Origin of the sequence: Sphingomonas gilva, from assembly GCF_003515075.1 — a bacterium.
In the GTDB taxonomy this organism is placed as follows: domain Bacteria; phylum Pseudomonadota; class Alphaproteobacteria; order Sphingomonadales; family Sphingomonadaceae; genus Sphingomonas; species Sphingomonas gilva.
In genome coordinates this window covers 35,417-49,589 of sequence record NZ_QWLV01000001.1, presented here as the reverse complement: position 1 = coordinate 49,589, position 14,173 = coordinate 35,417, and the positions used below count along the sequence as shown (strand labels likewise).

Annotated in this window: 16 protein-coding genes; 6 read left to right on the top strand and 10 right to left on the bottom strand. The window is 68.1% G+C overall.

Annotation, left to right across the window (positions count from 1 at the left end; genetic code table 11):
* The first annotated feature begins 108 nt into the window (after positions 1-108).
* The 5 genes from D1610_RS00240 (at position 109) to D1610_RS00220 (ending at position 4,519) form a co-directional block, all read left to right on the top strand.
* On the top strand, positions 109-933 hold the full coding sequence (locus tag D1610_RS00240; protein ID WP_118862148.1) for a phytanoyl-CoA dioxygenase family protein: 825 nt from the start codon (positions 109-111) through the stop codon (positions 931-933).
* Positions 934-1,223: 290 nt separating this feature from the next.
* Positions 1,224-1,658: a protein tyrosine phosphatase family protein gene (locus D1610_RS00235; protein ID WP_118862147.1), complete on the top strand. Its 435-nt coding sequence runs from the start codon at positions 1,224-1,226 to the stop codon at positions 1,656-1,658.
* Positions 1,655-2,023 (top strand): hypothetical protein, encoded by a 369-nt coding sequence (locus D1610_RS00230; RefSeq protein ID WP_118862146.1) that lies wholly within the window; start codon positions 1,655-1,657, stop codon positions 2,021-2,023. Before D1610_RS00235 ends, D1610_RS00230 begins: the two co-directional genes overlap by 4 nt.
* 10 nt (positions 2,024-2,033) lie before the next feature.
* Positions 2,034-2,999 (top strand): sterol desaturase family protein, encoded by a 966-nt coding sequence (locus D1610_RS00225; RefSeq protein WP_182466643.1) that lies wholly within the window; start codon positions 2,034-2,036, stop codon positions 2,997-2,999.
* The gene (locus D1610_RS00220) at positions 2,933-4,519 is read left to right on the top strand and encodes a GMC family oxidoreductase (protein WP_118862145.1); all 1,587 of its coding nucleotides are present in this window, start codon (positions 2,933-2,935) and stop codon (positions 4,517-4,519) included. The genes D1610_RS00225 and D1610_RS00220 overlap by 67 nt, the downstream gene beginning before the upstream one ends.
* Positions 4,520-4,711: 192 nt before the next feature.
* Here the strand turns inward: D1610_RS00220 and D1610_RS00215 are convergent, their stop codons facing one another.
* The 7 genes from D1610_RS00215 to D1610_RS00185 form a co-directional block, all read right to left on the bottom strand.
* Entirely contained in the window at positions 4,712-6,052 is a 1,341-nt protein-coding gene (locus D1610_RS00215) for an ammonium transporter (protein WP_118862144.1), read from the bottom strand.
* Between the two features lie 15 nt (positions 6,053-6,067).
* Positions 6,068-6,406 (bottom strand): P-II family nitrogen regulator, encoded by a 339-nt coding sequence (locus tag D1610_RS00210; protein WP_118862143.1) that lies wholly within the window; start codon positions 6,404-6,406, stop codon positions 6,068-6,070.
* 160 nt (positions 6,407-6,566) lie between these two features.
* Complete coding sequence (locus tag D1610_RS00205; RefSeq protein ID WP_118862142.1) at positions 6,567-6,770, bottom strand: putative signal transducing protein; 204 nt, start codon at positions 6,768-6,770, stop codon at positions 6,567-6,569.
* 10 nt (positions 6,771-6,780) lie between these two features.
* Positions 6,781-8,211 (bottom strand): metalloprotease TldD, encoded by a 1,431-nt coding sequence (gene tldD, locus D1610_RS00200; protein WP_118862141.1) that lies wholly within the window; start codon positions 8,209-8,211, stop codon positions 6,781-6,783.
* Positions 8,212-8,230: 19 nt separating this feature from the next.
* On the bottom strand, positions 8,231-8,467 hold the full coding sequence (locus D1610_RS00195) for a zinc-finger domain-containing protein (protein WP_118862140.1): 237 nt from the start codon (positions 8,465-8,467) through the stop codon (positions 8,231-8,233).
* Between the two features lie 48 nt (positions 8,468-8,515).
* Entirely contained in the window at positions 8,516-9,013 is a 498-nt protein-coding gene (locus D1610_RS00190; protein WP_182466642.1) for a DUF4402 domain-containing protein, read from the bottom strand.
* 13 nt (positions 9,014-9,026) lie between these two features.
* Positions 9,027-9,446, bottom strand: a complete 420-nt coding sequence (locus D1610_RS00185) for a DUF4402 domain-containing protein (RefSeq protein WP_182466641.1) — start codon at positions 9,444-9,446, stop codon at positions 9,027-9,029.
* Between the two features lie 208 nt (positions 9,447-9,654).
* Here D1610_RS00185 and D1610_RS00180 point away from each other — a divergent pair, with 208 nt between their 5' ends.
* Positions 9,655-10,578, top strand: a complete 924-nt coding sequence (locus tag D1610_RS00180) for an ABC transporter ATP-binding protein (protein WP_118862137.1) — start codon at positions 9,655-9,657, stop codon at positions 10,576-10,578.
* 206 nt (positions 10,579-10,784) lie between these two features.
* Here the strand turns inward: D1610_RS00180 and xylB are convergent, their stop codons facing one another.
* The 3 genes from xylB to D1610_RS00165 are packed head-to-tail and all read right to left on the bottom strand — an operon-like array spanning position 10,785 to position 14,171.
* Complete coding sequence (xylB, locus tag D1610_RS00175; protein ID WP_118862136.1) at positions 10,785-11,582, bottom strand: D-xylose 1-dehydrogenase; 798 nt, start codon at positions 11,580-11,582, stop codon at positions 10,785-10,787.
* The gene (locus tag D1610_RS00170) at positions 11,569-13,005 is read right to left on the bottom strand and encodes an aldehyde dehydrogenase family protein (RefSeq protein ID WP_118862135.1); all 1,437 of its coding nucleotides are present in this window, start codon (positions 13,003-13,005) and stop codon (positions 11,569-11,571) included. Before D1610_RS00170 ends, xylB begins: the two co-directional genes overlap by 14 nt.
* Positions 13,002-14,171 (bottom strand): fumarylacetoacetate hydrolase family protein, encoded by a 1,170-nt coding sequence (locus tag D1610_RS00165; RefSeq protein WP_425453194.1) that lies wholly within the window; start codon positions 14,169-14,171, stop codon positions 13,002-13,004. Before D1610_RS00165 ends, D1610_RS00170 begins: the two co-directional genes overlap by 4 nt.
* Between the last annotated feature and the right edge of the window lie 2 nt (positions 14,172-14,173).

Sequence of the window (14,173 nt, the reverse complement as noted above, 5' to 3'; positions counted from 1 at the left end):
CAATCGCGCGGCCGCCTTTCTGCTCGTCTGAGTGGACGACGAGTACCCGAACCGGCGGCGTTTCGCCTGCGCCCGCGATCGCCTGTACAATTTGATTGGAAACACATCATGGGCCTTGAAACCGCGCATGCGCTCGACGCCGCAAGCATCGCGTCCTTCATCGATAACGGCTTCGTTCGCATCGACCGCGCCTTTCCGAAAGCGCTGGCCGAGCAGGCCCGCGCGATCCTGTGGCGCGACACCGGCTGTGATCCGCACGACCGCTCGACATGGACCCGGCCCGTCGTTCGGCTGGGTCAATATGGCCAACCGCCCTTTCGCGAAGCGGCGAACATGCCGCTGCTCCACGCCGCGTTCGATCAACTCGTCGGGCCGGGGCGCTGGCTGCCCCTCGGCGCGCTCGGCACCTTCCCGGTCCGCTTTCCCTCGCCGATCGATCCCGGCGACGATGGCTGGCATATCGATGTGAGCTTCGGCGAGGACAATCCGGACTTCATGGAATGGCGCGCCAATGTGGCCAGCAGGGGCCGGGTGCTGCTGATGCTGTTCCTCTTCTCGGATGTCGGGCCCGAGGACGCGCCGACGCGCATCCGGGCGGGATCGCACATCGATATTGCCCGGCAGCTCGCCCCAGCCAGCGATTCCGGGCTGACCCTGCGCGAGCTGGCCGCCGACGGCTTTGCCGGATCGGCCGGCCGGCCGGAGGTGCTCGCCGTCGGCGAGGCGGGTACGGTCTATCTGTGCCATCCCTTCATCGTCCACGCGGCGCAACGCCATCGCGGGACTCGGCCGCGCTTCTTGGCGCAACCGCCGCTCCTGCCGCGCGAGCCGATCCGCCTCGATCGCCCGGACCACGATTATTCGCCGGTCGAGCAGGCGATCCGGGGCGCGATCGGGGAGATGGCGGAACGACGTCGCTTTCCTGGCGCCTGAACCGCTTGTGCTTCGATGCGCCGCTGACGCAGCTGCTCGTCGCGACCGGACAAGGAGATTCATTTTGTCCGGAAAGAGTCAGGCTGGAAGCTGGATGGTCTGACTTTTTCGCTTTCCTAATAGGATTTCGCGTGCTGGACTCGGCCGATGATCCCCGCTCGGCCCTGCTTCTCTTCTACGCCCCGCCGGCCAATCCGCTCGGTTCGCCGCACGCTCGCGAAGACGTGGCGTGACCTTCCTTACCTTTCGCACATCGCGATCAGTCCCAGCGCGCAACCGGACCCTAAGCCATGACCGACATCCGCCCGCTCGATTCGCACTTCGCCGTCGCGCCGCAGCTCACTTCCGAGGACCTCGGTCCCGCCGCGCAGGCCGGTTATGTCGCGCTGGTCAACAACCGGCCCGACGGCGAGGAGGCGAATCAGCCCGAAGGCGCCGAGATCGCGCGCGTCGCGGCGGAGCATGGGCTGTCCTATCGGGCGATCCCCGTCACCCATGCCGGCTTTTCGCTGCCGCAGGTCGACGCGCTGGTCGAGGTGATCGAGAGCGCCAACGGCCCGGTGCTGGCCTATTGCCGGTCGGGCACGCGCTCGGCCAATCTATGGGCGCTCGCCCGCGCGCGGCTGGGCGACGATGCCGACACGCTGATCGAGAAGGCGGCCGGCGCGGGCTACGATCTCTCCAATCTGCGCCCGTTGCTCGACCAGATGCGCGCCGCCAAATGAATTGGGCGCTGCTCGGCGGCAGCCTCGCCGCGGTGCTCGCATTGGCGGGGATCGCCTGGGCGCTGGGGCTGGGCGGCGGCGGCATCGCGAGCGAGGACGAGGCGAAAGCGGCGGCAGAGGACGCGCTGTCGGGCTTCGCCTCGATCGACGCGGTGGTCGCCGAGGACGGCAAGGCCGCGCTGGTGACGGGAGCCGACGGAAGCGTCGCGCTGTTGAAGCTCCACGGCGCGCAGATCGCCGCGCGGCGAATGCGTCCACCCCTACGGATCGCGCGCGATGCGGGACTTGCCACTATCGACAGCGGTGAGAGCGGCTTCGGCCGCATCGCGATTCCGGATAGCGACAAGCTGCTGACACTGGTGTAAGCACAAGCCCGTGCCCGACCTACCCGATCCCGTCGATCTCGCCATTCCGGCCTTCGTCCTGCTCGTGCTGGCCGAGATGCTGGTCGCGCGGCTGAAGGATCGGCGGCGCTATTGCCCGAAGGACACGCTGACCTCGCTCGGGCTCGGCTTCGGCAGCACCATCGCCGGCATACTCTCGGGCGGCCTGGTCGTCGCGCTTGCCATGTGGGTCCATCAGTTCGCCCTGTTCGACATCGGCTATGCCTGGTGGGTGTTCCCGGTCGCCTTCGTGCTCGACGACCTCGCTTATTACGTCTTCCACCGCAGCGCACACCGCGTGCGCTGGTTCTGGGCGAGCCACGTCATCCATCACTCGTCGCAGCATTATAATCTGTCGACCGCGCTCCGGCAGACCTGGACCGGCTTCTTCAGCCTCGGCTTCCTGTTCCGGCTGCCCTTGTTCCTGATCGGCTTTCCGCCCCCGCTCGTCTTCTTCGTCGCCGGGGTGAACTTGGTCTATCAGTTCTGGATCCACACCGAGACGATCGGCCGGATGCCGCGCTGGTTTGAGGCGGTGATGAACACGCCCAGCCACCACCGCGTCCACCACGCGACCAACGCGCGCTATCTCGACGCCAACTATGCCGGCGTGTTCATCGTGTGGGACAAGCTGTTCGGCACCTTCGTCGCCGAGCGCGACGACGACAGGCCCCGCTACGGCATCGTCCGCAACCTCGGCAGCTTCAACATCCTGTGGGCGGCGACGCACGAATGGATCGGCATCGCGAAGGATGTGTGGCGCGCGCCCGGCTGGCGCAACAAACTGAACTACATGATCCGCGAGCCCGGCTGGAGCCACGACGGATCGCGCGACACCAGCGCCATGATCAAGGCGCGCTGGGCCGCGAAACATGGGGAGGCGCAGGACGCATGGACGAGTTCGACATCATCGTCGTCGGCGGAGGATCGGGCGGCAGCGCCGCCGCGGGCCGCCTGAGCGAGGACCCCGATCTCTCGGTCTGCGTGGTCGAGGCGGGCGGGCGCAACGACGATGTCTTCATCCGCACCCCGGGCTTTATGCCCTTCATCCGTGAGCGGTCGAACTACCGGTTCGACACCGTCCCGCAGCGGGGGCTGAACGGGCGCACCGGATACCAGCCGCGCGGTCGCGGGCTGGGCGGATCGAGCGCGATCAACGCGATGCTCTATATCCGTGGGAGCGCGTGGGATTACGACAATTGGCGGGATCTCGGCTGCACCGGCTGGGGCTGGGACGATGTGCTGCCGGTATTCAAGGCGTGCGAGGCGAACGAGCGGGGCGCGGATGCCTGGCACGGCGCGGACGGGCCGCTGTCGGTCAGCGACCAACATTGGCCCAACCCCGGCAGCCGCGCCTTCGTCGAGGCCGCGGCCAATCTGCAGCTGCCGCTGAACGACGATTTTAACGGGCCCGGCCAAGAGGGCTTCGGCCTCTACCAGACCACGCAGAAAGGCGGCGAACGCTGGTCGGCGGCGCGCGCCTTTCTCGATTCGGCCAAGGGCCGGGCGAACCTCGACATCCGCACCGGCGCGGTGGTCGAGCGTGTGTTGATCGCCGATGGCCGCGCCTCGGGCGTGGTGATCGTGCGCGGCGGCCGGCGCGAGACGATCCGCGCGAAGGGGGGCGTGGTGGTGGCAGGTGGCGCGTTCGGCACGCCGCAGACGCTGATGCTCTCCGGCATCGGGCCGGGCGCGCATCTCGCCGAACATGACATTCCCGTCGTGCGCGATTGCGCCGCGGTCGGATCGGACCTGCAGGACCATGTCGATTATGTCGCGGGGTTCGAGACCGAGGGGCGGACCTTCATGGGCCAGTCGCTTGGCGGCCTGTGGACGATGGTGAAGGCGGTGATCGAGCACCGGCTCAAGCGCACCGGCGCGATGACCACGCCCTATGCAGAGGCGGGCGGCTTCTGGCGGGTCGACCGCGACGCGCCCGCGCCCGACATCCAGTTCCACTTCGTCCCCGCCGTGCTCGAGGATCACGGCCGCACCAAGGTGAAGGGCCACGGCTTCTCGTGCCATGTCTGCGTGCTGCGTCCCGAAAGCCGGGGGACGGTGCGATTGGGCTCGACCGATCCCGCCGCGCCGCCCTTGATCGATCCCGCCTTCCTCACCACCGATTACGACATGCGGATATTGCGCGAAGGCGTCCGCCTCACCCATCGCATCTGCGCCGCGCCGCCGCTAGACGGGCACAAGCCCAAGGACCGGCACCCGATCGATCTGCGCGACGACGCAGCGCTCGACGCCATGATCCGCGACCGCGCCGATACCGTCTATCACCCCGTCGGTAGCGCGCGGATGGGGGCGGACGAAGATGCGGTGTGCGATCCGGCGCTCAAGGTGCGCGGGGTTGAAGGCCTGTGGATCGCCGACGCCTCGATCATGCCCCGCCTCGTCTCGGGCAACACCAACGCTCCCTCGATCATGATCGGCTGGCGCGCCGCGGAGTTCGTGAAGGAGGCACTCCAATAAATCCTCCCCATGCGAAGCAGGGGGAGGGGGACCAGCCGCAGGCTGGTGGAGGGGGGAATGCCACAAGCGAATCGCTCGCGGCCTGCCCCTCCACCGCACTACGTGCGGCCCTCTCCCCTGCTTCGCGAAGGAAGATAAAAAGAGGCCGGCGTGTCGCCACACCGGCCCCAGTCGTTCGCAGGAGGAACCTCTTCAATAATTGTAGGCGCGCTCGCCATGCTCGCCGAGGTCGAGGCCTTCGCGCTCGACTTCGGGGGTGACGCGCAGGCCGGTCACCGCCTTGGCGATGAAGAAGGCGATTGCGGAGCCGACCGCGGCCCAGACGATCGCGACAACCACCGACATCACCTGGATGCCGAGCTGGCTGCCCAGCGCGTAATCCGCGGCGCCCGGCCCGCCCAATGCGGGCAGCATGGTGAAGGCGGTGCCGATCGAACCGATGATGCCGCCGACGCCGTGGATGCCGAACACGTCGAGCGAATCGTCGAAGCCCATCTTCGGCTTGAGCGCGGTGACCACCCAGAAGCAGGCGAGACCCGCGACCGCGCCGAGCAGGATCGCGCCGAACGGACCCGAATTGCCCGCCGCGGGCGTCACCGCGACCAGGCCGGCGATCGCGCCCGAGCAGGCGCCGAGCAGCGAGGACTTGTGGCCGCCCATTTTCTCGCCGAGCATCCAGAACAGCACGCCCGCCGCGGTCGCGACGAAGGTGTTGAGCAGCGCGAGGCCCGCCGAGCCGTTGGCCTCGAGCGCGGAGCCCGCGTTGAAGCCGAACCAGCCGACCCAGAGCAGGCCGGTGCCGATCAGCGTCATGGTCAGCGAATGCGGCGCCATGATCTCTCTCTGATAGCCGATCCGCTTGCCCAGGATGATCGCGCCGACCAGCGCCGAGACGCCGGCATTGATGTGGACGACGGTGCCGCCAGCGAAATCGAGCGCGCCCCAGCCGAAGATCAGGCCGGTCGAGGCGTCGTCTCCGCCCAGATACCAGACCATGTGCGCGATCGGGTAATAGACGATCGTCAGCCAGACGATGGCGAAGACCATCAGCGCGCTGAACTTCAGACGCTCGACGAGGCCGCCGACGACGAGCGCGACGGTGATCGCGGAGAAGGTCATCTGGAAGGCGATGAAGACGAATTCGGGGATCACCACCCCGTCGGTGAAGGTCGCCACGGTCGAATCCGCGGTGACGCCCGCGAGGAAGAACTTGCCCGAGGACAGGAACTGGTTGAAGTCGCCGCCAAAGGCGAGGCCGTAGCCGTAGATCACCCAGAGCAGCATCGCCAGGCTGGCGACGGCGAGCGTCTGGGTCAGCACCGACAGCATGTTCTTGGTGCGGACCAGGCCGCCGTAGAACAGCGCGAGGCCGGGGACGATCATCGCCATCACCAGCACGGTCGCCATGATCATCCAGGCGGTGTCGCCCTTGTCGGGCGTCGGCGCGGCGGCGGCGGCCTCCTGCGCCCAGGCCGGCAGAGCCGCGAACAGGCCAAGCCCGAGCCCACCTGCAATCTTGAGAGCGTTTTTCATCTTTCCCCCTTCAGCTCAAAGTGCGGTCACGTCGGTTTCGCCGGTGCGGATGCGCACCGCCTGGCCGACGTCGAGCACGAAGATCTTGCCGTCGCCGATCGCGCCGGTGTTGGCCGATTGCTGGATCGCCTCGACCACGCGGTCCGACATGGCGCTGTCGCAGACCACCTCGATCTTGATCTTGGGCACCATGTTGGTGCTGTACTCGGCGCCCCGGTAGATCTCGGTCTGGCCCTTTTGCCGGCCGAAGCCCTTGACCTCGGTCACGGTCATGCCCGCGACGCCGACATCGGCGAGCGCCTCGCGCACCTCGTCGAGCTTGAATGGTTTGATGATGGCGATGATCAGCTTCATGCGCGTCCCCCGAATAGTCGGCCCGTGCCGGGGTCACGCAACGCAAGCGGCATGCCAGATGTCTTTGCGCTAACGATTCCGCGAGATTCACGCGGGCGGCGCAGCAACGTTATGCCGCTGCCGCCGATTTATTGTGCAGTTGCGAAAGACTGCCTGTTTTTCAGGCAGGAGCGTCGATGATCGCGCGCGCTTCGGCCAGATCCTCGTCGTCGACCATCACGCGCGCGGGGATCAGGAACTGGCTGCCGTCGGCGATGCTCGCCTCGCCGTCGAAGACGAAGGCGTGAAGCCCGGCGGCCTCCAGCTTGGCGCGGACCATGTGCGCCTCCATCCGGTCGAACCGGCCGAGCTCGATCAGCGCCATCAGGCGGGGCTCACATCGCCGTCCCGCCGACGGTCAGGCCTTCGACCAGCAGGGTCGGCTGGCCAACGCCCGCGGGCACGCTCTGGCCGGCCTTGCCGCAGATGCCGACGCCTTCGTCGAGAGCGAAATCGTTGCCGATGCCCTTGACCTTGGTAAGCACCGTGGGGCCGTCGCCGATGAGGGTCGCGCCCTTGATCGGCGCGCCGAGGCGGCCGTTCTCGATGGTGTAGGCTTCGGTGCAGCTGAAAACGAACTTGCCCGAGACGATATCGACCTGACCGCCGCCGAAGCTCTTGGCAAAAATCCCTTTCTTCACGCGTGTGAGCAATTCGGCCGGGTCGTCGTCGCCGCCCTTCATGAAGGTGTTGGTCATGCGTGGCATGGGCGCATGCTCGAAGCTTTCGCGCCGCCCGTTGCCGGTGGGCTCGACCCCCATCAGCCGGGCGTTCAGCCGGTCCTGCATATAGCCCTTGAGGATGCCGTCCTCGATCAGAACGGTCTCGCGCGTCGGGGTGCCTTCGTCGTCGATGGTGAGCGATCCGCGGCGGTCGAGGATCGAGCCGTCGTCGACCACCGTCACGCCGGGCGCGGCGACGCGCTCGCCGATGCGGCCGGAAAAGGCGCTGGTGCCCTTGCGGTTGAAATCGCCCTCCAGACCATGCCCGATCGCTTCGTGGAGCAGGATGCCCGGCCAGCCGGGGCCGAGCAGCACGGTCATCTCCCCCGCAGGGGCGGCGACCGATTCGAGGTTGGTCAGCGCCTGGGCCAGCGCCTCGTCGATCGCGCGGGTCCAGACGCTCTCGTCGAACAGCCGGTCGTAAAGATGGCGACCGCCAAGGCCGAAAAAGCCCGATTCGCGCCTTCCGCCCTGCTCGGCGACGATCGAGACGTTGAGGCGCACCAGCGGGCGGACGTCGGTGGCGATCGTGCCGTCGGCGCGGACGATCTCGACCACGCTCCACGATCCCTGCAGCGTCACCGACACCTGCGCGACGCGCGGATCGCGCCCACGGGCGGCCGCGTCGATCCGCTGGCACAGCGCGACCTTGTCGGCGAAGGGGACGAGATCGAGCGGATCGGCGTCGGTGTAGAGCCGCGCATTGGTCTTCTGCGGCGGCGCGGCGCGCGCGGCCTTGGTCGGATCGAGCAGCGCGAGCGTCTCGCCCGCGCGCGCGATCGCCGCGGCGGAAATCTCGTTGGCGTGGGCGAAGGCGGTGGTCTCGCCCGATATGCCGCGCAGGCCGAAGCCCGAATGCGTCGCATAGTCGGCGGTTTTCAGCCGCCCGTCGTCGAAGCCGAACGCCTCGGTCTTGCGATATTGCAGGTAGAGCTCGCCATCGTCCGCCCTGGCCAGCGCGTCCGCGACCAGCGCCTGGGCGCGTTCGGGATCGAGCAGATCGGGATCGTAGAGGAACGAGCGGGGATCGGATATGTGGGCCATGCCCTCCGATATAGGCTGCTCAGGCCCCCGCGCCATCCCCGATGTCGCGGCCCTCGCCGGCCTGCGGACCGTCCGCCGGGCCGCCGATCAGGATGAAGCGCCGGTCGCAATAGCCGCAATCGACATGGCCGATCTCGGGATCGATCTCCAGCCACACGCGCGGATGGCCGAGCGCGGCGCCGCCGGGAATGTCGGTCGCCCCGTCGCAGGCGACGCGGGTCTGGCTGGTGCGGACGGTTTCGGGCGGTTCGATCATGGCGGCGCTTGCGTTAGCAACGCCGCCCCGCCCGCGCAATCGGCGCAATCAGAGGTAGAACACCGTCAGGTTGAACGTGCCGGCATAGTCGCCCGGCATCTGGTTGGCGGCGACGGTCAGCCGCCCGCCGACATTGATGTCGATCACGCCGCTTCCGGGAAACAGGCTCACCGCCGGACGGTTGGTGGCGATGTCGGTCACGTTCATCGACGCGCCGCCGCCGGCGCGGGTGATCGTCGTCGCATTGTCGACCGAGATGATCACGACGATGCTGGCGAGCCCGGCGGTGACGAACTGCGCCGGGCCGAAATCGCCGGGCGCGCCGGTGACGCCGCCGGTCACCATCCGCGCGCCGCTGGTTTGGCTGATCACCGCGCTGCCCCCCGCCGTTCCCGCGATCAGGCTGCCGAAGCGCAGATCCTCGGTATTGACCAGCGACAGCGGGCGGACGATCACCACCTCGCCCTGGCCGGTCGCGGACTGCGCCGCCGCCGCGCCCGGAATGGCCGCCGCGCCGATCGCGCACAGGGTGAACAGGGGCCGCATCGCGCCGATCCTTTCAGAAATAGGTGACGGTGATGGTGAAGCTGCCGGAATATTCGCCGGCCATCTGGTTGGCGCCGACATTGAGCTGCCCGCCGACGCGCAGATCGAGGATGCCGGCATCGTCGAGATAGCGGAAGGTCGCGCCATTGAGGGTCAGCTGGCTGACGTTCATCGTCGCGCCGCCGCCCGCGCGCGTCAGCACCGGCAAGGGCCCGCGCGTCACATAGATGAACTGGCGCGGCCCGCCATAGGTGTAGAATTGCGCGGCTTGCGGCGCACCACCGGCGGCCCCCACGCCGCCGGTGGTGCTGCGTGAGTCGTCGTCCGCATCGATCGTCACCGTGCCCGCGGCCGGTCCGGCAATCAGGTTGCCGAATTCCAGGTCGCGGAGCTTGACGATAGAGAGCGGCCGGAGGGTGATGGCCTTGGCCACCGCCGTCTCCGTTTGCGCCTGCGCCTGGCCCCCGCCAAGCGCAGCCGACAGCAGCGCGCAGGCAAGTGCTGCACGCCGCGACCTATGTCCCCACATGGTCCCCACATTCCGCCGTCTAGTCGGGACGGCTTCAGCAATGGTGAAGCCGCATGGTTAATTTTGCGTTGTGCTTGGCGGGCGGGCTCTCACGCGGCTATGCGTCGCCGCGATGAGCGACGCGGCGATCGAGATCGAGGGCCTTTCCAAGGTCTATCAGGGCGGCAAGCAGGCGCTGGACGACGTGTCCTTCTCCGTGGCCGAGGGCAGCATCTTCGGGCTGCTCGGCCCCAACGGCGCGGGCAAGTCGACGCTGATCAACATCCTCGCGGGCCTCGTCAACAAGACCGGCGGGCGGGCGAGCATCTGGGGCTTCGACATCGACGCGCATCCGAGGAACGCCAAGGCGTCGATCGGCATCGTCAACCAGGAGATCCTGTTCGATCCCTTCTTCACCCCGTTCGAGACGCTGGAGATCCAGGCCGGGCTGTACGGTGTGCCCAGGACGCGGCGCCGGTCGCTCGACCTGCTGCGCGCGGTGCATCTGGAGGACAAGGCGGACGCCTATGCCCGCACGCTTTCGGGCGGGATGAAACGCCGGCTGATGGTGGCCAAGGCGATGGTCCATTCGCCGCCGGTGCTGGTGCTCGACGAACCGACCGCGGGGGTCGATATCGAGCTTCGCCAGCAGCTCTGGGCCTATGTCCGCGAGCTGAACGCGGGCGGCGTCACGGTGGTGCTGACGACGCACTACCTCGAAGAGGCCGAAGAGCTGTGCGACCGGATCGCCATCATCAACCATGGCCGGCTGATCGCCAACGAGCCGACCCGCCAGCTGGTCGGCAAGGCGACCGAGAAGCGCGTGGAGGTTACCGTCGACCGCGACGTGGCTGCGCCGCCCGATGCGAGCTGCTTCCAGAAGATCGAGCTGATCGGCGAGCGCGTGCTGGCGATCACCTATGACAAGGCCAAGGTCAACGCGGGCGAGGTGCTGGCGGCGGTGCAGGCGGGCGGCCTGGGCATCGTCGACGTCTCCACACGCGAGGCCGATCTGGAGGACGTGTTCCTCAGCCTGACGCGGGCCGAGCGCGCCTAGGATCAATCGACCTTCAACTGGTTATGGCGCGCGCATATTCCCATTTCCGTCACCCCGGACTTGTTCCGGGGTCCATGGCGCCGCGAGCGCAGCACTCGCTTCTCAAGGGCGAACCTAGCGGCACGATGGACCCCGGAACAAGTCCGGGGTGACGAGGAGTTGCATGATATCGCAGTGCTAACAGCCGATCCGCCTTAGGGGTGTACTCAGCGCCAGCCGGCGTCCACGAAATAGCTGTGGCCGGTGATCAGCCGGGCGTCGTCCGAAGCCAGGAACATCACCATCGCGGCGATATCCTCCGGCACCAGCCGTCCGCTCAGGCATTGCGAATCGACGATCTCCGCCTCGCCCTCGGGCGTGTACCATTTGAGCTGGCGGGGGGTGCGGACATTGCCCGGGATCACGCAGGTGGCGCGGATGCCGTCCTTGCCCAGATCGCGGGCCAGGCTGCGCGTCAGCCCTTCGATCGCGGCCTTGCAGGTCTGGTACAGGGTCAGGTCGTTGAGCCCGAGATGCCAGGAGATCGACCCCAGATTGACGATCACCCCCGCGCCCTTGGCGCGCATCGCCGGGATGACCGCCTGCGCGCAGAAGAACATGTGCTTCAGGTTCACGCTCAGCCGATCGTCCCAATAGGCCTCGGTGATTTCGTCGATCGAATGGCGATCGTCGTTGGCGGCGTTGTTGATCAGGATGTCGAACGCGCCCGACCGCTCGATCATCCCCGCGATCGTCGCCTGCAGCGTGGCGATGTCGGTCAGGTCGACATGCTCGTAGCACGCCCTGCCCGCACCGCCCGCCAGCCGCTCGACCAGCGCGCGCGATTCGGCCTCGGCGATGTCGAAGAAGGTGACGTCGGCCCCTTGCGCGACGAAGCCTTCGACGATCCCCGCGCCGATGCCCGAGCCGCCGCCCGTGACGAGCACGCGCTTGCCCCGAAGGCTGGGATAGCGCGCGCCGAGGCCGGTATCCTGGATGACGGGAGAGGGATCAGCCTCCGACATAGACGGTCTTCATCTGGGTGTAGAACTCCACTGCGGCGAAGCCCTGTTCGCGCGCGCCGTAACTCGATTTGCGGGTGCCGCCGAAGGGGACGTGGTAATCGACCCCCGCGGTCGGCAGGTTGACCATCACCATCCCCGCCTTCGCCGCGCGGCGGAAATGGCGGGCATGGATAAGCGAATTGGTGACGATGCCGGCGGAGAGGCCGAAATCGCCGCGATTGGCGATCTCCAGCGCCTCCTCGTAATTCTTCACGCGCACCGTCGAGACGACGGGGCCGAACACCTCCTCGACATTGATCCGCATGTCGGGCGCGGTGTCGGCGACCAGCGCGGGCGCCATGTAATAGCCGGGCGTGGCGAGCTTGAGCGCATCGCCGCCAGTGACCAGCCGCCCGCCTTCGCCGGTCGCGATCTCGACATAGCTGCGGTTCTGCTCGAACTGGCCCTGGCTGACGGCGGGGCCGACCTGCGTGTCGGATGCGAGCGCGTCGCCGACCTTCAATGCCTTGGCGCGCTCGGCGAGCGCCGCGACGAAGCGGTCATGGATGCCCTCGGTCACGATCACGCGCGACGAGGCGGTGCAGCGCTGGCCGGTCTGGAAGAAGCCGCCGTCGAGCGCGATTCCCACCGCCTTGTCGAGATCGGCGTCGTCGAGCACGATCAGCGGGTTCTTGCCGCCCATCTCCAGCTGCACGCGCGCCTGGCGCTTGACCGCGGCCTCGGCGACGCGCGCGCCGACGCCCTGCGATCCGGTGAAGGACACGCCGGCGACGTCGGCGTGGTCGACCAGCGCCGACCCCATCCGCCCTTCGCCCAGGATCAGGTTGAACACGCCGGCGGGCGCGCCCGCCTCGTGGATGATCGCGGCGAGCGCATGCGCGATCGCCGGGGTCGGGCTGGCGGGCTTGAGCACCACGGTATTGCCGAAGGCGAGCGCCGGCGCCGCCTTCCACGCGGGAATTGCGATCGGGAAATTCCACGGCGTGATCAGCGCGAACACGCCGACCGCCTCGCGGTGCGTCGTCACGTCGATTCCCGGCCGGGTCGATTCGAGCGCCTGGCCGTGACGCCTGAGCGCCTCTCCGGCGAAATATTTGAAGATGCGCGCCGCGCGCATCACCTCGCCGGTCCCTTCGGCGAGCGTCTTGCCCTCCTCGCGCGCGAGCAGCCGGCCGAGATCCTTGGCGCGCTCCATGATCAGCGCGCCGGTCCTGTCGAGCAGGTCCGAACGGACCTCCGGCGATGCATCGGCCCAGGCGGGGAGGGCCGACCGCGCGGCGTCGACCGCGGCGTCGACCTCGGCCTGGCCGCCCTGCGGGTAGCGCGCGACGATCTCGTCGGTGTTGGACGGGTTGGTGCTGGCGCCGGTCAGCTCGCCGGACACCGCCTCGCCGCCGATGAAATGGGTGAGCGATTGGGTCATAGCGAAGCTCCCGCGCCGATCAGCCGGCGCTCTGCGAGATTGGCGAACAGGTCGCGAATGCCGAACGTCCAGGGCGCGGCGTCCTTCGATGTAGTGACGCGGTTGGCCAAAGTCCCGAGCCTTGGCGTCGAGATGAGCACGGTGTCGCCGGTCTTGTGGGTGAAGCCGCGGCCCGGCACGTCGCGGTCCTGCACCGGCGCGAACAGCGTGCCGAGGAACAGCGCGAAGCCGTCGGGATATTGATGCTCGCTCAGCGTCTGGCGCACCAGCTCCTCGGGATCGCGACTGATCTCGCGCATCGTGCTGCGCCCGTCGAGGACATAGCCCTCCGGCCCTTCGATGCGCATGTCGAGCTCGGCGGCGCGGACATCGTCCATGGTGAAGCCTTCGTCGAACAGGCGGATGAAGGGGCCGAGCGAGCAGGAGGCGTTGTTGTCCTTCGCCTTGCCCAGGAGCAGCGCGCTGCGCCCTTCGAAATCGCGCAGGTTGACGTCGTTGCCCAGCGTCGCGCCGACCGGCCTTCCGCCCGCATCGGCGATCACGACGATCTCGGGCTCCGGATTGTTCCAGGTCGAATCGGAGCGGACGCCGATCTCCGCGCCCCAGCCGACGGTGGAGAGCACCGGCGCCTTGGTGAACACCTCGGCGTCGGGACCGATCGCTACCTCGAGATATTGCGACCACATGCCGGCGTCGATCAGCGCCGCCTTGAGGCGCATCGCCTCCTCGCTGCCGGGCTTGACCGCGCGGATGCCGCTGCCGACCCGCGCTTCCAGATCGCCGCGCACTTCCGCCGCCTTGTCCGCGTCGCCGCGCGCGCGCTCCTCGATCACGCGCTCGATCGCCGAGACCGCGAAGGTGACGCCCGCCGCCTTGACGCATTGCAGGTCGATCGGCGACAGGATGCGCGGCCCGTCCGCGCCATCGGCGGTAAGCGCCTTTACGGGGCAGATTTCCGGACCGTCGATCGCGGCGATATCGCGGCTGTCGAGCAGATCCGCCACCGTCGGCGCGGCGCGCGACACGTCGAGCACCCGGCCCTCGCGCACGATCACCGGCGTCGGCCCCTCGTCCAGCGCGACGCGGCCGACCAGCAGCGCGGCCGACAGGTCGACGGGCAGCATCTCCGCTCCCAGATTGCGATTCAAGCCCCGATCCCCGCCCATGC

Excerpts from the sequence above, each read along its gene's own strand:
- D1610_RS00240 (WP_118862148.1), top strand. The coding sequence starts at position 109 with ATGGGCCTTGAAACCGCGCATGCGCTCGACGCCGCAAGCATCGCGTCC.
- D1610_RS00235 (WP_118862147.1), top strand. The coding sequence starts at position 1,224 with ATGACCGACATCCGCCCGCTCGATTCGCACTTCGCCGTCGCGCCGCAG.
- D1610_RS00230 (WP_118862146.1), top strand. The coding sequence starts at position 1,655 with ATGAATTGGGCGCTGCTCGGCGGCAGCCTCGCCGCGGTGCTCGCATTG.
- D1610_RS00220 (WP_118862145.1), top strand. The coding sequence starts at position 2,933 with ATGGACGAGTTCGACATCATCGTCGTCGGCGGAGGATCGGGCGGCAGC.
- D1610_RS00215 (WP_118862144.1), bottom strand. The coding sequence starts at position 6,052 with ATGAAAAACGCTCTCAAGATTGCAGGTGGGCTCGGGCTTGGCCTGTTC.
- D1610_RS00210 (WP_118862143.1), bottom strand. The coding sequence starts at position 6,406 with ATGAAGCTGATCATCGCCATCATCAAACCATTCAAGCTCGACGAGGTG.
- D1610_RS00205 (WP_118862142.1), bottom strand. The coding sequence starts at position 6,770 with ATGGCGCTGATCGAGCTCGGCCGGTTCGACCGGATGGAGGCGCACATG.
- tldD (WP_118862141.1), bottom strand. The coding sequence starts at position 8,211 with ATGGCCCACATATCCGATCCCCGCTCGTTCCTCTACGATCCCGATCTG.
- D1610_RS00195 (WP_118862140.1), bottom strand. The coding sequence starts at position 8,467 with ATGATCGAACCGCCCGAAACCGTCCGCACCAGCCAGACCCGCGTCGCC.
- D1610_RS00190 (WP_182466642.1), bottom strand. The coding sequence starts at position 9,013 with ATGCGGCCCCTGTTCACCCTGTGCGCGATCGGCGCGGCGGCCATTCCG.
- D1610_RS00180 (WP_118862137.1), top strand. The coding sequence starts at position 9,655 with ATGAGCGACGCGGCGATCGAGATCGAGGGCCTTTCCAAGGTCTATCAG.
- xylB (WP_118862136.1), bottom strand. The coding sequence starts at position 11,582 with ATGTCGGAGGCTGATCCCTCTCCCGTCATCCAGGATACCGGCCTCGGC.
- D1610_RS00170 (WP_118862135.1), bottom strand. The coding sequence starts at position 13,005 with ATGACCCAATCGCTCACCCATTTCATCGGCGGCGAGGCGGTGTCCGGC.
- D1610_RS00165 (WP_425453194.1), bottom strand. The coding sequence starts at position 14,171 with ATGGGCGGGGATCGGGGCTTGAATCGCAATCTGGGAGCGGAGATGCTG.